The 17,496-nt window shown below is 61.2% G+C and carries 13 protein-coding genes; 8 read left to right on the plus strand and 5 right to left on the minus strand.

Features of this window, described 5'->3' with window-relative positions:
- Positions 1–58: 58 nt before the first annotated feature.
- The 4 genes from AC0ZT5_RS07105 to minC all read right to left on the minus strand — a co-directional run bounded on the left by AC0ZT5_RS07105 (position 59) and on the right by minC (position 4,435).
- Positions 59–2,263, minus strand: a complete 2,205-nt coding sequence (locus AC0ZT5_RS07105; RefSeq protein WP_488495840.1) for a sensor domain-containing diguanylate cyclase — start codon at positions 2,261–2,263, stop codon at positions 59–61.
- Positions 2,264–2,489: 226 nt separating this feature from the next.
- Positions 2,490–2,762: a cell division topological specificity factor MinE gene (minE, locus tag AC0ZT5_RS07110; protein ID WP_024501686.1), complete on the minus strand. Its 273-nt coding sequence runs from the start codon at positions 2,760–2,762 to the stop codon at positions 2,490–2,492.
- Complete coding sequence (minD, locus tag AC0ZT5_RS07115) at positions 2,759–3,574, minus strand: septum site-determining protein MinD (protein ID WP_184875292.1); 816 nt, start codon at positions 3,572–3,574, stop codon at positions 2,759–2,761. Before minD ends, minE begins: the two co-directional genes overlap by 4 nt.
- A gap of 57 nt (positions 3,575–3,631) precedes the next feature.
- A complete protein-coding gene (gene minC / locus AC0ZT5_RS07120) occupies positions 3,632–4,435 on the minus strand; it encodes a septum site-determining protein MinC (protein WP_488495841.1) in 804 nt (267 codons plus the stop codon).
- Between the two features lie 83 nt (positions 4,436–4,518).
- Here minC and AC0ZT5_RS07125 point away from each other — a divergent pair, with 83 nt between their 5' ends.
- From AC0ZT5_RS07125 to AC0ZT5_RS07150, 6 genes are all read left to right on the plus strand, one after another.
- A complete protein-coding gene (locus AC0ZT5_RS07125; protein ID WP_488495842.1) occupies positions 4,519–4,710 on the plus strand; it encodes a hypothetical protein in 192 nt (63 codons plus the stop codon).
- A 400-nt stretch (positions 4,711–5,110) separates the two neighbouring features.
- Positions 5,111–5,908 (plus strand): HipA family kinase, encoded by a 798-nt coding sequence (locus tag AC0ZT5_RS07130; protein ID WP_488495843.1) that lies wholly within the window; start codon positions 5,111–5,113, stop codon positions 5,906–5,908.
- Positions 5,905–6,834: a hypothetical protein gene (locus AC0ZT5_RS07135; RefSeq protein WP_488495844.1), complete on the plus strand. Its 930-nt coding sequence runs from the start codon at positions 5,905–5,907 to the stop codon at positions 6,832–6,834. Before AC0ZT5_RS07130 ends, AC0ZT5_RS07135 begins: the two co-directional genes overlap by 4 nt.
- Positions 6,835–7,161: 327 nt before the next feature.
- Positions 7,162–8,340, plus strand: a complete 1,179-nt coding sequence (locus AC0ZT5_RS07140; protein WP_488495845.1) for a PIN domain-containing protein — start codon at positions 7,162–7,164, stop codon at positions 8,338–8,340.
- Positions 8,341–8,991: 651 nt separating this feature from the next.
- Positions 8,992–9,525, plus strand: coding sequence for a FecR domain-containing protein (locus tag AC0ZT5_RS07145; protein ID WP_488495846.1), 534 nt, complete (start codon positions 8,992–8,994; stop codon positions 9,523–9,525).
- 6 nt (positions 9,526–9,531) lie between these two features.
- Positions 9,532–11,400: a CHASE2 domain-containing protein gene (locus AC0ZT5_RS07150; RefSeq protein ID WP_488495847.1), complete on the plus strand. Its 1,869-nt coding sequence runs from the start codon at positions 9,532–9,534 to the stop codon at positions 11,398–11,400.
- A gap of 173 nt (positions 11,401–11,573) precedes the next feature.
- On the opposite strand, the gene AC0ZT5_RS07155 is transcribed toward AC0ZT5_RS07150, so the two are convergent.
- A complete protein-coding gene (locus tag AC0ZT5_RS07155) occupies positions 11,574–11,999 on the minus strand; it encodes a globin family protein (protein ID WP_111543346.1) in 426 nt (141 codons plus the stop codon).
- An 895-nt stretch (positions 12,000–12,894) separates the two neighbouring features.
- Between AC0ZT5_RS07155 and AC0ZT5_RS07160 the strand changes: the two genes are divergently transcribed.
- Together AC0ZT5_RS07160 and AC0ZT5_RS07165 are read left to right on the plus strand one after the other, a co-directional pair.
- Positions 12,895–17,034: a Pls/PosA family non-ribosomal peptide synthetase gene (locus AC0ZT5_RS07160; protein ID WP_488495848.1), complete on the plus strand. Its 4,140-nt coding sequence runs from the start codon at positions 12,895–12,897 to the stop codon at positions 17,032–17,034.
- Positions 17,031–17,492 carry a GNAT family N-acetyltransferase gene (locus tag AC0ZT5_RS07165; RefSeq protein ID WP_488495849.1) on the plus strand — a complete coding sequence of 154 codons (462 nt, stop codon included), beginning with the start codon at positions 17,031–17,033 and terminating at the stop codon, positions 17,490–17,492. Before AC0ZT5_RS07160 ends, AC0ZT5_RS07165 begins: the two co-directional genes overlap by 4 nt.
- Positions 17,493–17,496: the final 4 nt, after the last annotated feature.

Consider the following 17,496-nt stretch of genomic DNA (forward strand, 5'->3'; position numbering starts at 1 on the left):
GTGGATGCCGCGAGCAAACAATGCCACGGCCATGGAAAACTCTACCTCAAAAGGCGTCTCAGCTGCTTTTCGGGGCTGGCACCAATTGGATCGGGGGGCGCTCCCCGGACGCGTTGCCCAGCGCGATAGCGACCCGGTCGCGCCCGTTGCCCTTGGCATCGTAGAGCGCGTGATCCGCGGCATTCGTCAACTCGGCCCAGCCCACGCCATGCTCGGGATAGGCGGCGACCCCGAACGAGGCTGTAACGGTGCCCAGCGTCCGGCCGCGATGCGTCAAATGAAGCTTCCTGATCGCCTGGCGCAGCGCTTCTGCCCGCTCGGTGCCTTCTTCGACCGAGCTTCCCGGCATGACAAGGGCAAACTCCTCGCCGCCGTAGCGCGACACGACATCGCTATCCCTGGCATGCTCGATCAATGTGGCGGCGACCTGCTTCAGGACAAGGTCGCCGGCTTCGTGGCCGAACGTATCGTTGAACTGTTTGAAATGATCGACATCGAGCATGATGATCACCAGCGGTTGGCCCGAGCGCTCCATCCGGCGCAGTTCGCGGCTGCTCGTCTCCTCGAGATATCGCCGGTTGAAGAGACCGGTGTTCGGATCGCGGATCGACTGCTGCCGCAGGGTCTCGCGCAGGCGCAGATTTGCCAGCGCCAGCGCCAGCGTGTCGACAACGCCGCGCAGGATCTGCTGTCTTTCGGCCAGCCATTGCGGCTTTTCGGCCGCATTCGGCTCGCACAGATGAAGGATGCCCAGCGTTTCGCCTTGCGCCGCCAGAGGCATGCAGACATAGCCTTTCTTGCCGTTCTCGGTGATATGAGCGCAGCGCGGCGTGAGCATGCCGGGGCCGGTGACATGTTCCTGGCCGCGTCGGAGCGCCCAGCAGTCTTCCGGCGCAAATTGCGTGGCGCTCGAGCGGACGTCGCCCCAATGCGCCATCTCCTCCACCAAATTGCGCGACGCGCTGGTCAGGTGGACGGTTCCGCTCAAGCCGCTGAGGAACTCGGCCATGGCGGTGCCGACCACCGAGAACGCTTCCGGGAAGGTGACGCAGGCCTGGAGCAGTTCGCCAAGCTTCACCAGGCGGGTCGTGGTTTCGGACTTCTCGTGCAGTTCGCGGTTGAGCAGCGCCAGCTGATCGGCACGCTCGTTCACAACTCCTTCGGCGCGGCGCAGCTCGCTGATGTCGCTGAGCGTCAGCACGAGGCCGCCGTCGGGCCGGCTGAGCGGACTGCAACTGGCGATGACAGGCACATGCGAGCCATCCGATTTGGTCAGGCGCACTTCGCTCTGGTGCTGGCGGCCCGTGGTCAAGGCCTGCTCCACGGGAGACGTTCCCCCGGCGAACTCGGCTCCCCTCGGATCCCGCATTGCCATGACCGAGCCCCAGTCCTGCCCTACGATCTTGTCGGCGCGCCGCCCGATCATCGCCGCCGCCGCGGGGTTGACGCTTGCAATCTTGCCATCGCTGTCCAGCACGGCGATGCCTTCGGCGGCCGTCTGGACGATATCCTCGATGTGGGCCCGTGCGGATGCAAGCTCGTCCGCCATGGTGTTGAAGCCCCGCGCCAACTGCCCGAACTCGTCCTTGCGGCCGTGGCTGATGCGCGTCATGGCGTTGCCTTTCGCCAGCGATTCCATGCCTCTCATCATGTCCGAAAGGCCGGCGCCGAAACGGCTGAGCAGCCCCCAGGCGAATGCCGCCGCAACCAGTATGGCGGCTGCCGCACCGAGGCCAACCAGCCAAAGCAAGCTGTTGGTGCGCTGTTCGGCGGCGCGCAGCAAGGGATCGTATTCCAGCAGCACGGCGCCGACGATCGTATCCTTGGGATGTTCGATCGCAACGGCCAGTATTTCATTGGCTTCATGCGTATCGCTGAACTTGCGCGGGATGCCATCCGCCAAAGTCTGACCGACTTCGTTGCCGGGGTCGTGATCGAACTTCTCGCCGGTCTTGTGTTCTTCGTCGGCGGCGTGGGCCAGCAGGATCTTGTTGGGGTCGACGATCAGGAAATCCCTGAGCGAGCGATGGTGCTGCAGCTCCAGAAATTCGCGCAGCGCCTCAGGCCGCTCGAACAGCGAAGGTGAGCCGTCGGATGATTTGAAGACGATCGTGTCGGCCAGTTCCCGGGCGACGTTGGTCGCTTCGGTCAAACCCAGCGACCTGGTCGCGATCATCTGCGTAAAGATCGCGAGGCCGCCAACCAGCCCGATCAAGGCCGCGGCGCTCGCCATGCTGAGGATGATCAGGCTTTTGATGCGCACGTTAGGGCACCGCCGAAAACGACGGCATCCTGCATGTCAAATCGAGCCAGCATCTCATTCCTGGCTTTTATTACCAAATGCTTATCATCGTCCTAACGATGCCAGCCCGACCACACCTCGCGGGATGGACAGCCAAGGTGAAAGCGCAATCTCCCCCTAGGGGGAGATCGAACGTCACGCCGGCTTTCGCCAATAGCCAACGTCAGCGAGGGCGAGGAAAGGCTTGTCAGCCCGCCATCGCCAGCGGCACGGCGCTCTTGTTGGGGATCTGGATGTCGATTTCCAGCGTCGACATGGTCTCGCCGCGGTCCATCGAGACCTGCAGATAGTCCTGGTCGATCTGCACGTGCTTGGCGATCACGGCCATGATCTCCTCGCGCAGGATGGAGACGAGGTCGGGCTGGCTGCGGTTGCGGCGCTCATAGGCGAGCAGCACTTGCAGCCGCTCGCGCGCCACCGGCGCACTGGAGCGCCGCTTGAAGATGTCGAGCAGGTTCATGCCGCCCTCCTTCCCAAAAGACGATCGAGAAAGCCCTTGCGTTCGAACGGCACGACGACGGGCAAGTTCTCGCCCTCGAGCCGCCTGGCGGCGTCGATATAGGCCTTGGCGGCGGCGTTGAGCGGCTCCGACAGCGTCACCGGCGAACCGAGGTTGGAGGCCCTGAGCACATCCTGGCTCTCGGGAATGATGCCGAGCAGCGGCGTCGACAGGATTTCCAGCACGTCGTCGATGGACAGCATTTCGCCACGCGAGGCGCGCGCCGCGTCGTAGCGCGTGACCAGCACGTGCTTGGCGATCTGCTCGCCCTGCTCTGCCCTCAAGGTGCGGGCATCGAGCAGGCCGATGATGCGATCGGAATCGCGCACGGAGCTCACCTCCGGATTGGTGACGATGACCGCCTCGTCGGCAAAGCGCATGGCGAGCTGCGCGCCGCGCTCGATGCCGGCCGGGCTGTCGCAGAACACATAGTCGAACACCGAGCGCAGCTTGTCGATGACCTCGCCGACGCCGTCCTCGGTCAGCGCATCCTTGTCGCGCGTCTGCGAGGCCGGCAGCAGGAACAGCGTCTCCACCCGCTTGTCGCGGATCAGCGCCTGCGAAAGCTTGGCCGAGCCCTGGATGACGTTGACGAGGTCGAACACCACGCGGCGCTCGGCGCCCATGATCAGGTCGAGGTTGCGCAGGCCGACGTCGAAGTCGACCAGGGCCACCTTCTTGCCGGTCTTGGCGACCGCCGCCCCGAGGGCTGCCGTCGAGGTCGTCTTGCCGACGCCCCCCTTGCCCGAGGTGACCACCACTACCTTGCCCATAAGAATGCCTCCGTTGTTGTTGTGTTATTGTCCGTCGCGCGGCCCATATCGGCCCGCTCAGCTGAGCGGCGCGACGCGCAGCCCGTCCCCGTCGAGAAATGCCTGAATTGGCTTGCCGCGCGAAACGCCTTCCATCTCCTCGGCGGTGACATACCAGCCGTCGACCGCCAGAAGTTCGGCCTCGTTGCGGCGGCAGAAGATGCGCGCGCCTTTGTTGCCGAGCGCACCCGCCGAAGCGCGCCCGCGCAGCGTGCCGTAGACATGGATCGATCCCGCCGCGATGATCTCCGAACCGGAAGCGACCGAGCCCAGCACGATGACATCGCCATGCGGATGCACGATCGCCTGGCCCGAACGGATCGGCGACTTGATCATCAACGTGCCCGAAGCCTCAGGCTGCGCGGCCTGCGGCTCGCTTTCGCCCACCTTGCTTGCGCCAGCCTTGCCTTTGCCGGCACCGCCCGTATCCGCGCGCCCCTCCGGCGCCTTGCTCTCGGCCTTGTCGGCCTCCCTCGCCTTGCGGCCGGGCAGCAGCCCATCCGTCGTCGCCTCCTTGGCGCCGGTCAGCACCGGCGGCAATTCGGCGCCGAGGGCAGCCCCTTCGAGCTCGATGGCATAGATGCGAATGCCGCGCGTGGCCAGCTCCACCACCAGCGCCGCGATCTCGCTCGGCTGCGGCTTCAGCGTGTTCAGATCGAGCAGCACCGGGCGGCCACTGAAATAGCCGGGCGAGTTGCCGATCCAGTGATCGAGCCCCTCCAGCCAGGCCGCCAAAGGCGCCTCCGGCGTCAGCGTGAAAGCGACGAACGAGCGGGCGCGAAAGCGAATGGATTTGGCCTCGAGGGGAGCGGCAAAAGTCACTGGCGCGAATCCTTACTGATAGGTAAACGCTAGCGAGTGAATGGTTAACGAATGGTTAATGCGAGGGGTGGAAGCGCGCCTGAATGGCGGCTCCTGACAACCTCGCGCCGGCGCCTGCGGCGAGCATATTCGACAGCTGCGCGATGGCCCGTGACCCACGCAAGGCGCGAATTGGCGCGATCATCTCCTACCGCCAGCAACGCTATTTATTACAATCACAACGACCACCACTGCCATGGATATCGGCGCAGATCGTCGAAATTAATCGTGTGTGAGTCTCCGCCGAATACTTGCGCAACGTCATGAGCTGCGCAATGTTGTCGGTGGATGGGCTTTATTGAATAGTGGGGGAATAGTGAAACGTGCTGTTTCGGCAATATCGGTGTTGGCCAGCCTCGCAGGATGCGCCACACCGCCAGACAAGATATCGAGAATTCAAAATTCCGGTCCCCGTAACCAGGCTGACAGACAACGCCTAACCGTCATATCCAACCTGCAGAACAAGGCTTCGACCTGAGATGCCTGGGGTATTCCTGATTGGTGTGCCGGTCGCGTCCATGTCGGGAGGCGACCACAAGGCAGAGATCGCCACCATCATGGGACGCTGCGGCCCGCCAAAAACCTAAATCGTGACCTACTGCTGAAAGTTAAACCCCACCCACGGACTGAGGGAATATGGCCGAAATTCGACTAGCGACTGTGTTGCGTGGAGCGTCTCCTTTCAAAGAAGGCAACATCAACGAAACGTATCGTGGTCAGGTCCTCCTTGACGGCGGAGAAGTAAGGCAAGCTGTTATAAAAGATCTCCATTTGATAGAGCTGTGCAATGAGTTGCTCGCTTTCTGCCTCGCGAAACACGTTGGATTGCCAATTACTGACGCATTTATTGGGCTTGTTCGTCCAGGTATACTTCCTACGACCAAGGCCCCAGAGCTGCCGGGCGGATCTCACCTGGTTTTTGTCAGCACGAATGTGAAAGTTCCTAACCTGACCTTTCGGTTAACAGGAGAAGATACGGTTGGACGCATGACGCTCCTTGCGGAAGTGGCAAAATGGGCTGACCTTGGGAAGCTCTACGCATTCGACACGTGGATCGCTAACGTTGATCGCCACTGCGGGAATCTCTTGTTTGGCAATTCAGGCGATGCGTGGATCATCGATCATGGCCATGGATTCTCAGGTCCAACGTGGAGCGAAGCCGATCTTGACCCCGTAAAAGACTTCAAGAACCGGCTGGAGGACTGGATGACGCCGATGCTGTCAGCAGCACAACGCAGCTCAAGAAAGCAGGAGGCGACGGCTATGGAAGCGTCCATTTCTGGGTTCGATGCGACCGAAGCGTCAAAATTAAGTCGGATAGTGGATCTATTGCCACCAGAGAAAGTGAAGGTCGTGAAAGCCTTTATTGAGGGGCGCGTCGCTAGAATTACGTCCGGGGCAAGCAAAGCTCTTGGCGTGCCGGTGATCGTATGACGCATTTCGAAATAGCCCATTTCCCTTCTTTAGAACGGAGCGTCCAAGCGCATTGGGCGCCGATCCTGTTAGAGCCGATTTCAGGCTCATTTGAGCGCTTGGTTGTTGGCGTGGCAGTTGCAAATGCTGATGGCTTCCATCTGGAAGTCGCTAACGCCCTACATAGGCTCAATTGCCTTTACGGCGCTGAGGCTGGCGCCGCAGCGAACGCCGTCAGGCTAGCTGCTACGTATTTGCGGCGTGACCTATCCTTGCGATCGGTCGAAGCGTTGTTGAAGCCCGATCCGCCGTTATCGGGAATAGTATTTGGCCCTAGCCAAGAGGGCGAAGGCACAAGCTTGGAAGCGCTCGCGCAGAGTTGGATGGCGGCCCTATCATCGCTCTATATAGCGCCAGGAACAGCCTTGGTTCATTCTGTGGACGAGCCGATAGACCTCGTGGCGGCTGCGGCAAGCGGTGGTGGCGGCGATCGGTTGCCATTTCTAGTTTGCGACTATGTGAAAGAGCATCGGGTGGGATACAGTGGATATTTCAGCACAGATCTTCGCAACGGTCGAGCACAACGGATGAAAGGCGGTAGCCATCAGATCGTGATAGATTTTGCAGGGCCGAAATTAGTGGCAAACTTTGGAACCCTACGAGCTCACGCCATCACCCAATCAGTCTATCTAATTAAGCGGCGGCTGTGGGACTTAAAGGTTGACAGAGACCGCGAGCCCGCTCCGGCATTTGCTCGGGAGCATGAGATGATCCTTCATCGTCCTCCACAAGATGATCCTCAAGTGACGCAACAGCAACAATACACTATCGCGGAGGCGTTAAGCGCACTAGAAGCTCAAGCAGACCAAGAAGAACTTCGACTTATCGCCATGGATAGCGTCTCACAGATCGGCGAGCGAATAATTTCTTACAATATGGCTGCCTAGTCATTTGACCATGCGCAACGCGGTAGCCGGCCAACTCCCGTCGCGATCCTTCGACGCATCCCGGCGGAACAATCCCTTTCTCAGACCGGTATGTTCCTCCTCTACCTGTCCATCGGCTGCGATGGTAGGGCAAAGGTCGCGTAAGCGACTCGATTTTGCAGCTTGAGGTCCAAAACCCGTGGACTGCATTATCTTACCCCTTTTCACTACATCGTTGTATTTCGATTATGCACCTTTGTAAAATAGTCCAGTCGACAACGGCCCGCCTTCCTGTCTAATTTTACATCTCATATTTTCGGAACAATTCTGAAGTCAGAAGAATCAAAAATGCCAATTATCGGTGACGATCAGATACGAACGCTCCTTGCGGCTGAGCAAATTGAGGCCCTTACGATTGACACAAGCATATTCGATCAAAAGCGCCTACAGCTCAATTCGCCACCGATCCAAGCACTCGCCAGTCTAAAAGAGAGACCCCTTTCTTTCATTTTGTCTAATACTGTTGTGAAAGAAGTAACCGGGCATCTCGAAAAAACGTTCGAGGAGGCGATTCGGTCTGCGAAAAAAGGAATCGGAGAAGCGCTCTTTGCGTTCGGGACAGAGAAACCGACGCGAGATGAATTAATCGAGCAGATTTCCGGTGGACAGTCCGCTGCCGAAGCTGCGAAGGGGCGCTTCAACTCCTTTCTAAGGGAGACAAGCTGCGAAGTACTCGACGATACCAAATTGGTCGATATGTCAGCCTTGTTCGAGGAATATTTCTCAAGTAGGCCGCCATTTGGGCCTGGCAAGAAAAAAAGTGAATTCCCCGATGCGTTGGCCTTGTTTGCGTTAGAGCGCGCCGCGACTGACCGTGACACCGGTATTCTGGTTGTGTCTAAAGACGGAGATTGGCGGGCCTACTGTGCACACTCAGAACGGCTTTATCTTGTGCCTGAAATCGAAAAAGCGCTTGACCTGGTGAACAATGCGCCCTCCGGCCTACGGAAGGCTGTTGTGTCTTGGATGATGGAGGGTGGTGCCGGCAATGATGAGGTTCGAGAGCATATTGCAAGGAATGTTGAGCAGATCGAATTCACGGTACTCGGCTATCCGACATCAGGCGAGTTGGAAGCATTGGCTTGGGGCGCTGAACTCAAAACTCTTGAATGGCCAGACCCTTCCGATATTGACATCATCGAGACTGAACTCGTCGGCGACGAAGGCACAATAAAGGTCACGGTCAGCCTGCCACTCCAATTGACTACGCGAGTTTCCATCGAGCTGAAGTTTTCGATTTGGGATAGTATAGACAAAGAGTCCGTTAATCTGGCTGCGCGCTCCATCGAAATTGATGAAGAGCTGAGCGGCCGGCTCACAATGACAGTATCTGTCTACGAGCAAGGTACCGAACACGAGGAAATCATCTATGAAGATAGCGACTTGGATATCCGGGATCATGAAGTCGACCTTGGCAATGTAGACGTGTTCGAGGACGACGAGATTTGGGATGGAAACGAGAATTGATCGATAGCGCCTGTACTGATGTAGCTAAGCAACTATCGCATCCGCGACTAGTTTAGCCCCGTCGTTTCACCGCCGCCCCCTCGATGCCGCTTAAAATGCTGCACCTCCCTCTCATGCTTCCGCCGCCTCGCGGGTATCAAAAGGTCCCAGGTTCCGCCGTTTGCCGGTCTCTTCGTCCTTCTTGCGCGAACAGAGCGGTATTTTCCGTCCTTGGGTTTCCAAATCCTGTGTCTCTCCCTGGTTAGGACCTCCGCTTGCCCTTGAGATTGCGCGCGTGCTCGATCGCCGCGCGGCCCAGCCTGTCGATCAACTCCTGCCCCCTGGTCGCCCGATATGCCGAAGCGGCGGCGCTTGGCCTTCGGCAGGGTGCGGCATGCCGCGCGAGGTCGCCATGGTGTTGCTGAGGAGGTCCGTTATTGCCCACCCCTCCAGCTCACGCCCCGTGTCATCGACGGTAAACGTCGCCGCCTGATCGACATTCGCATCGCGGCCGGCCTTGCTTGGTGTCGGAGCAAGGTTTGTCGTGCTAGGATCGCCGGTCGGCACCCTGCTGCCTCAGCGCAACGCGGCTGCAAATGCCGGTTGGCAAGCATAGGCTGACGGCAGCAGATTTTCTTGGCCGCAAATTTCTGCAGGAGCAAGGGGGCGGTGATGAGCGCAAGGGACCGATTTTTCCGCAGCCTGATGATGGCTGGCCTGTTTGCCGGTGTCTTCTGGGTGGATGCCGCCCTGGCGCAGGGCGCAGGGTGTGCGTTCGCGCCGGTGGCCGGTACGTCCCGACAGATTGTGAGATGTCAGGAAGGCCTGACCATCATTGTCGAAGGTGGCGCTCGTTTCACGCTGGTGGACCGCGATCGAAACGGCAAGGTCGATGCCGTCAGGCTGCGGCGCAAGGCGCTGCTGCTCGATGCTCCGGCCGGCTCGATCCCGGCTGGCTTCGCGGTTGTCACCCCGCAGGCGATCGCCGCGGCGCGAGGCACCAAATGGGCGGTCGACGTCGGCCGGGGCAAGACGTCCGTTTTCGTCCTCAGGGGCCGCGTCGCCGTGAACCGGCCGGCGTCCAGTGCCGGCGTGGTGCTGGCGCCAGGCGATGGCGTCGATGTCGAGGCCGGAACAGGACCATTGACCGTCAAGCGCTGGCCCGCCAAGCGCGTTTCCGCCTTGCTGGCCCGTTTCGGCCAGTGAGCCGCAGTGAGCAGGCGAGCGCTTCCGACGCTGATCGCGCTCATCCTGGCGGGTCTCTGGGGCGCCGGCCTGGGCTTCGCGCACTGGCGCGGCAATCTGTGGTTTCTCGATCGCGTCGAAGCCACGATGACCGATCTTCGAACGCTTGTTCGAGGAACGGTAAAGCCGCCGGAGCTGATCACCATCGTCGCGATAGACGATGAGGCGGTGCGGCACGAGGGTGCATATCCCCTCAGCCGCGCCACGCTGGCCCGGCTTGTCGATACGATCGCGCGGCTTGGACCGAAAGCCATTGCGCTCGACCTGCTGCTGGTCGATCCCGGGGAAAAAGACAACGATGAGGCGCTCGCACATTCGCTGCGCGGGAGTGCGAGCGTCATCGCTGCCGCGGCGGTCTATCCCGGAGGTGAACAATGGACGGAGGCCAAGGGCGGCGGCCCCATCGCCGGCGTACCGAATGCCGAGCGGTTCCTGTGGCCCCTGAAAGCATTCTCGGATGCCGCCGCTGTCGGCGTCGTCAACGTGGCCACCGACAAGACGGGAACGCCCCGCTTCGTGCCGTTGCTGTTTCGGGCCGGAGATCGGCTGGAAACGTCTTTCCCCTTGCGTGTTGCCGCCATGGCGGCAGGAGGGGATCCAGAAATCGCAGCCGATCATCTATCGCTGGGCGGGCGCTCTATCCGGACGGACATTGGTCACATCCTGCCGCTGACATTCTATGGCCCCCGCGGCACGATCCGCACGATCAGCGCGGCGACCGTGCTGGAGGGCCAACTCGATCCCGGCGCGATCCTGGATCGAATTGTGGTGATCGGCGCCACTGCAACCGGCACCGGCGATGTTTACCCGACACCGTTCGATCCCATACTACCGGGCGTCGAAGTCATGTCGACGGCGATTGCCCATCTGATGGCCGGCGACGCAGTTGTGCGAGACCAGTATGTCCGGCTGGCGGATGCGGGCTTTGCAGTTGTGTTGCCAATGGTTCTTGTCGGGCTGTTGGTATGGCGGCGAAACGCCGGTGGCCTCGCGGCGGTCGCCGGCGTGGTCTTGATCTGGCTGGTGGTCAACATGACCGCTTTCCTGCACCACATCTGGCTGAGCGCCGCGTTGCCGATGACCGCCGCCATTCCGCCGGCTATCCTGTTCGGGGCCGCGCAGCTTTGGCTTGGCAGGAGCCGGGCCCAATTTTTCGCGACGCAGAGCCAATTGCTTCAGCGCGTTGAAGCCCCAGGCATGGGGGAGTGGCTGGCCAAGCATGGCGACTTCCTCTCGGAGCCCGTCCGGACAGACGCCGCCATCCTGTTCATCGACCTGTCCGGCTTCACCGGACTGAGTGAAACACTAGGGCCGACCGCCACACGCGAACTCCTGAACAATTTTCATGCGTTGGTCGACGAAGAAGTGACGAGCTGCGGTGGCGTCGTCACCAGTTTCATGGGTGACGGAGCCATGATCCTGTTCGGCCTGCCGGAACCGGCGGCAAATGACGCCTTCAATGCCGCCCGCTGTTGCGTGGGGCTCTCCGGCCGCACCAACGATTGGCTCGCCTCGATGCCTGCATCGACCGTATCCCGGCTCGGCTTCAAGATTGGAGCCCACCACGGAACGATCGTCGCCTCTCGGCTCGGCGGCGAAGGCCGTCAGCACATCGCGGCCATTGGCGACACGGTCAACGTTGCCAGCCGCTTGATGGAGATCGCGGCCGACCAGGATGCCGAAGTCGCGGTGAGCGACAAAATGCTCGATGCCGCCGGCCGCGACTGCGCGTTGTTCAAATCCGGCACCCTGAAAGGACCTGTGGAAACACAGATCCGCGGGCGATCCGGCTCGCTGGCAATCTGGCTTTGGCAGAGTGCAGGGACACTGCCCTAGAGCGTTGCCGCCAGGCCTGCGGCTTGCCTGCCCTGCAAACAGCGGGGCCTCCCCTCACTGCCGCTTGAAATACCGCACCTCGCGCTCATGCCTCTCCGCAGCTTCGCGCGTATCAAATGTCCCCAGCTTGCGCCGCTTGCCGGTCTTTTCGTTCTTCCTGCGCGCGCCAGCGCTCACGCCGCGAGTTGGACCTCACGGGCGGCTGCGATCATGACACTCGCGAGCAAACCGTAGGCTGCCTCCCAGGCCTCGCGCACCGCCGGTGTAAAAGCGGGGCCGAGGCCGGCCGCCAGCGTCTCGATCAGTGCTTGCCCGACGATCGGGTAATGATGCTCTTCAACACCGTAGGTGACGTGACGCTTGGCGAGTTCGCGCACGGTGGGCAGGATGGTCTCGGCACGATCCAGACCATGCACGACAAAGCCCAGGCTCGCCATCAGCTTGGCGCCTTGCTTGGTCATGTCTCTTACCGGAAACAGCGCCCGAAGATTCCCGTCGATGGCGAACAGGCGTTCATAGAACAAGGCGGCGGCAGCGGCACGGATCGGGACGACTTCGCGAAAACTATCCTGGACAAGTCGAATCTGGTCGGGTGTCATCGGCGCGCTCCTGGGTTTGTGGGTAAGGCGCAACCATCTCCCCAGGGCGTTTCGCACGCATGTCGCCTGTCGCGTCGATGTGTTTCAGTTATGTCTCAATCTGGTTTCAAGTTGCATTCAGTTGTTTTCAATTTCCTTCCGCGCCGCAATGTTCGGCAGCCCATCCCCTTAATGCCGCTTGAAATACTGCACCTCGCGCTCGTGCTTCTCGGCCGCTTCGCCAAGGTGGCGCCCTACGGCGCCCCCTTCTGCCCTGCCGGGCGTTCGTCGTTCGGAAAGCCAAGCAATTGGCTTTCCGTCCGCTTCGCGGATCACTTCTCAACCCCCGCAAGAAGGGAGATTGGCCGGTACATCCGCCTTTCGCTAACTTTCAACGTTGCAAAACGCCGGCGCCGAAGCTGCCATCTCCCCACAAGTGGGGGAGATGGCTGGCAGGCCAGAGGGGGGCGCCGTGGAGCTCGACGGCGGAGGCTTCACCCTCCCCCAAGGACCAACAAGGGAGAGCAGCGCAACAAATCCAAGTTAACGGGTTCCTTCGGGCGCCGGCGCGTTGGTTGACGAAGCATCAAACGCAAAAACCCGCCTGTGCGGCGGGTCATTGGCGCAAATCAGCACCATGGACGAATATTTAGCATAGCTGCCCTCACCATGTCAAGAATAAATTCCTATCGAAAGCCCCCGGAACAAAAGCCGCCGACACCGCCGGACTGGCCGTCGACAGGCTTTGTTGACCTGAGTTCGGAGCCCTGAGGCGGAGGGTCAGAAGAGCGCCCAGACACAATCCAGAAACAATATTCAACAGTTGGGAAAAACTGGCGAAAAGATCGGATGGCATAACTTCCCGTGGCGGCCCGAAACGGCTGCGATAGCCGTTGCTCGGCCAAGACGGGAAAGAATGGAAATGGACCACGGTTTCGATATCGCCGAACTGGATGCGGCCGAACTGGAAGCGGCAAGACCGGACAGCCAGCCGGAAACTGGCCTGGCAATCGTCGATGCGCTCGTGGAGGCCGCTCACGGCTCCGGAAGGCGCGCGCGCAGCCAGATCCTGACGGGCGCCGACTTTGCCCGGCAGGGGCAACCCGGTGAGCGGCTCGATACCGTCTTCGAAGAGCTCGCCGAGACATTTGCCGCGTTGCCGGCGGTGATCTCCGATGGGCGTGTCTGGACGTATCAGGAGCTCAACAACCGTGCCAACCAGTTCGCCCGCCTGCTGGTCAAGCGAGGCGTGCGAAGGGGTGATCGGGTTGGGCTCATTCTCGACCGGTCGGCGGAGACCTATGTTGCCGTGCTGGCGGTTATGAAGGCAGGCGCGGCCTTCGTGCCGCTGGCCACCGCGTTTCCCCAGGAGCGGATGACGCTCATCATCGAAGACGCCAGCGTCAGCCTGGTCGTCACCATCGCAGCGTACGCGTCGCGAGCCGATCAACTGCCCGTTCCCCACCTGCTGATCGACAGCGCCGCCACCGAGATCTGCAAACAGTCCAGCGCGCCGCTGAAGCCGGATGAGAGGACCGCTGTATCGGACGACACCTGCTACATCCTCTACACCTCGGGCACCACCGGCAAACCCAAGGGCGTGGTCATCAAGCATCAGAGCTTCGTCAACTTCGTCCGCGTCGCCGCCGCATCCTACGGATACCGGCCGGGCGATCGTGTCTATCAGGGCATGACAATCGCCTTCGACTTTTCCTCCGAAGAGATCTGGGTGCCGTTTGTCGCCGGCGCGACGGTCGTGCCGGCGCCAGGCCAGATGCCTCTCGTGGGCGAGGAACTGGCGGATTTCCTGCGGCTCCATGACATCACCTGCATGGCCTGCAGCCCGACCCTGTTGTCGTCGATGGCGAGCGACGTGCCCAGCCTGCGCACGCTGCTGGTGGGCGGCGAGGCCTGCCCGCACAATCTGGTGGTGCGCTGGTCGAAGCCGGGGCGGCAAATCCTCAACACCTATGGCCCGACCGAAGCCACCGTCACCGCAACCATGGGCGCGCTGACGGCCGACAGTCCGGTGACGATCGGCGCGCCGTTGCCGACCTACTCGATCGTCATTCTCGACGCTTCGCTGCCGCAGCTTGCCGAGCCTGGTGAACTGGGCGAGATCGGCATCGCCGGTATCGGGCTCGCGGTCGGCTATCTCAACCGGCCGGACCTGACGCATCAGAAATTCATCGCCGATTTCGTCGGCCTGCCCAACAACCCGTCGCAGCGCATCTACCGGACGGGCGACCTTGGCCGGATCAACGACAAGGGCGAGATCGAGTATAACGGGCGCATCGACACCCAGGTGAAGATCCGCGGCTATCGCATCGAACTCGGCGAGATCGAGGCGGTGCTGCTGGACCAGCCGGAGATCGCGCAGGCTGCCGTCACCACCTGGGAGATCGAGCCCGGCCGCGTGGAACTCGTCGCCTATTACGCGCCAAAACCCGCCCTGCCGGCGATCTCGCGGGCGGATCTCGCCCAGACGATGAAGCGACGCCTGCCGGATTACATGGTGCCCTCCTACCTAGAGGAACTGCCGGCGATCCCGATGACGGTCTCCAACAAGGTCGACCTTCGCCAGCTGCCGAAACCGACAAGCCTTCGGCTTTCGGCCGACCGCACCATGGTGCCGCCCGGCAATGACGACGAGCGTTTCCTTGCCGACGCACTGGCCGCGGTGCTGAAATTCGACGAAGTATCCGTCGAGGACAATTTCTTCGACGATCTCGGCGCCAACTCGCTGCTCATGGCCCATTTCTGCGCGCGCGTGCGCACCAAGAAGGAATGGGCGACGACGTCGATGCGCGACATCTATCTCTATCCGACCGTGGCGCGGCTGGCCAAACATCTGAGCCTAGCGGAAGAGATGACCACGCCCACCAATGAGCGTGTCCTCACCCGACAGGCATCGAACTTCGCCTATTGGACCTGCGGCGGGGCGCAGCTCATGTTCTACGGGCTCTACAGCTATGTGGCGCTGTGGGCGATCAATGACGGCCTCAACTGGATGTATGACGCGCTCGACAATCCGCTGCAGCTCTATTTGCGCTGCGTGGCGCTTTCGGCCGCCGTGTTCTTCGGCATGTCGGGCTTTGCCGTCATCGCGAAATGGGTTCTCATCGGCCGCTGGAAGGCAGAGGCGTTTCCCATCTGGGGCCTGCGCTACTACCGCTTCTGGGTCGTCAAGACATTGATCCGCACCGCACCCGTGGTGCTGTTCCGGGGCAGCCCGCTCTACAGCTTCTATTTGAAGCTTCTCGGCACCAAGCTCGGGAAAAACGCCGTCATCGAATCGAAATCGGTGCCCGTCTGCACGGATCTCATTTCGATCGGTGCCAACACCATCCTGCGCAAGGAATCTATGATCCTCGGCTTCAGGGCCCAGTCCGGCTACATCCACACCGGGCCGGTGACCATCGGCCGCGATGCCTTCGTCGGCGTCGGCTCGACCCTCGACATCGACACCAGGATCGGCGACGGCGCCCAGCTCGGCCATTCGTCCTCGCTGCACCGCGGGCAAAGCATCCCCGACGGCGAACGCTGGCATGGATCGCCAGCCGTGCCGACCACGGCGGACTATTGCAAGGTGCGCAACGTCGATCCTTCCAACATCCGGCGCTTCCTCTTCGAAGCGGTCCAGCTGATTGGCCTGTTTGCCATCGTCACCCCGCTGCCGCTCCTGTTCCACAGCTATTGGGAGAACGTCGGCGACGACTATCAGGAGACCATCGGCATTGTCGCGATCGGCACCACGGTCACGCTTTTTGGCTACATCGCCGTGGCCTTTCTGGCGGCAACGCTGGTGCCGCGCCTGTTCAGCCTGATCCTGAAGCCCGGCCGCACCTACACGCTCTATGGTTTCCGCTACTGGCTGCAGACCGTCGCCGAATTCTCGAGCAACTCCCGTGTCCTGGGCCTCCTGTTCGGCGACAGTTCGGCAATCGTGCACTACATGCGCGCCATCGGCTGGAACCTCAACAAAGTGGTGCAGACCGGTTCCAACTTCGGCAGCAACCAGCAGCACGAAAACCCGCTCCTGTGCGAGATCGGCACCGAGACCATGGTGTCGGACGGACTTTTCATGATCAACATGCACAAGTCCGCTTCCGCATTCAGGCTCGAGCCGACGCGGATAGGCGAGCGCAACTATCTCGGCAACAACATCTATTACCCGCCGGATGGGCGCACGGGCGACAACGTCCTGCTCGGCACCAAGGTGATGATCCCCATCGACGGGCCGTTGCGCGAGAATGTCGGCCTTCTCGGTTCGCCGTCCTTTGAAATCCCGCGCATGGTGAACCGCGACAAGGAACTCATCGCCGGTGTCGACGAGGACGACCGCCGCCGGCGCATCCCGCTCAAGAACCGCCACAACATGGTGACGATACTGCTGTTCGTGGCAACGCAATGGGTCATGCTGTTCGCCACACTGGCGATCTGGGACCGCGCGCTGAACTACTATACCGAATGGGCTGAGGTCGCCCTCTTCGTCGCCGTGCTTTTGACGTCCGCGATCACCATTCCGTTCTACATCCTTGTCGAGCGGGCAAGCCTTGGTTTTCGCAGGCTGAAGCCGCAGATGACGACGATCTACGACGTCGCCTTCTGGCGCCACGAACGCCACTGGAAGCTTGCGGATTCGCCGATCGTGCGCCTGTTTGCCGGCACGCCGTTCCGGCCGATGATCCTGCGCATGCTGGGCGTCAAGGTCGGCAAGCGGGTCTATGACGGCGGCAGCAACCTGACCGAGCGTTCGCTGGTCGAGATCGGCGATGACGTCACGCTCAATGAAGGCTGCGTCATCCAGGCCCACTCGCTGGAAGAAGGCGCGTTCAAGTCCGATTACATCCGCATCGGCAGAGGCTGCACGCTTGGACCTTCCGCATTCGTCCACTACGGCGTCGTGATGGGCGAAGGATCGGTGGTCGATGTCGATTCCTTCGTGATGAAGGGCGAAGAGCTGGAGCCCAACTCCATCTGGCGGGGCAACCCCGCCAAGCTGCATCGGTTCGTGGAGCCGATCACGGACGATGCCTCCAGGGCATCGGCTTGAAGACCGGAGAAATCCGCCTCGCCTCCGTGACCAAGGCCAACCAGGCCTTGGTCACGTCGCTGCAATTGGCCTCGGAGCAGATGGATCTCGTTGCCGGCAATGCGGAGTCCCTGGACGAAGCCGCATCTGACGGCGACGCGCGGCCCCGCGTCGTGATGGCTGGGGATCTTGTCGTCGGTTTCCTGATGTACGAGGCGCCGCAGGATGACGACGAGGCGCGGATCTACCGTTTCATGATCGACCGCACGTGGCAGGGCAGAGGCTACGGCAAGGCTGCGTTGCATGAAGTGCTGGACGAAATCAGAAGGCTCGGCCACATCAGGCACGTTTCAATCTGCTACGAACCGCACAATGAAGCGGCACGACAGCTCTACCGTGCCGCCGGTTTCGTGGAACAAGGGCTCGACGAGGATGGAGAAATGATCGCCGACCTCGCCTTCGCGGCGGATGATCGTTGACGCG

Source organism: Mesorhizobium sp. CNPSo 4670, assembly GCF_057784235.1.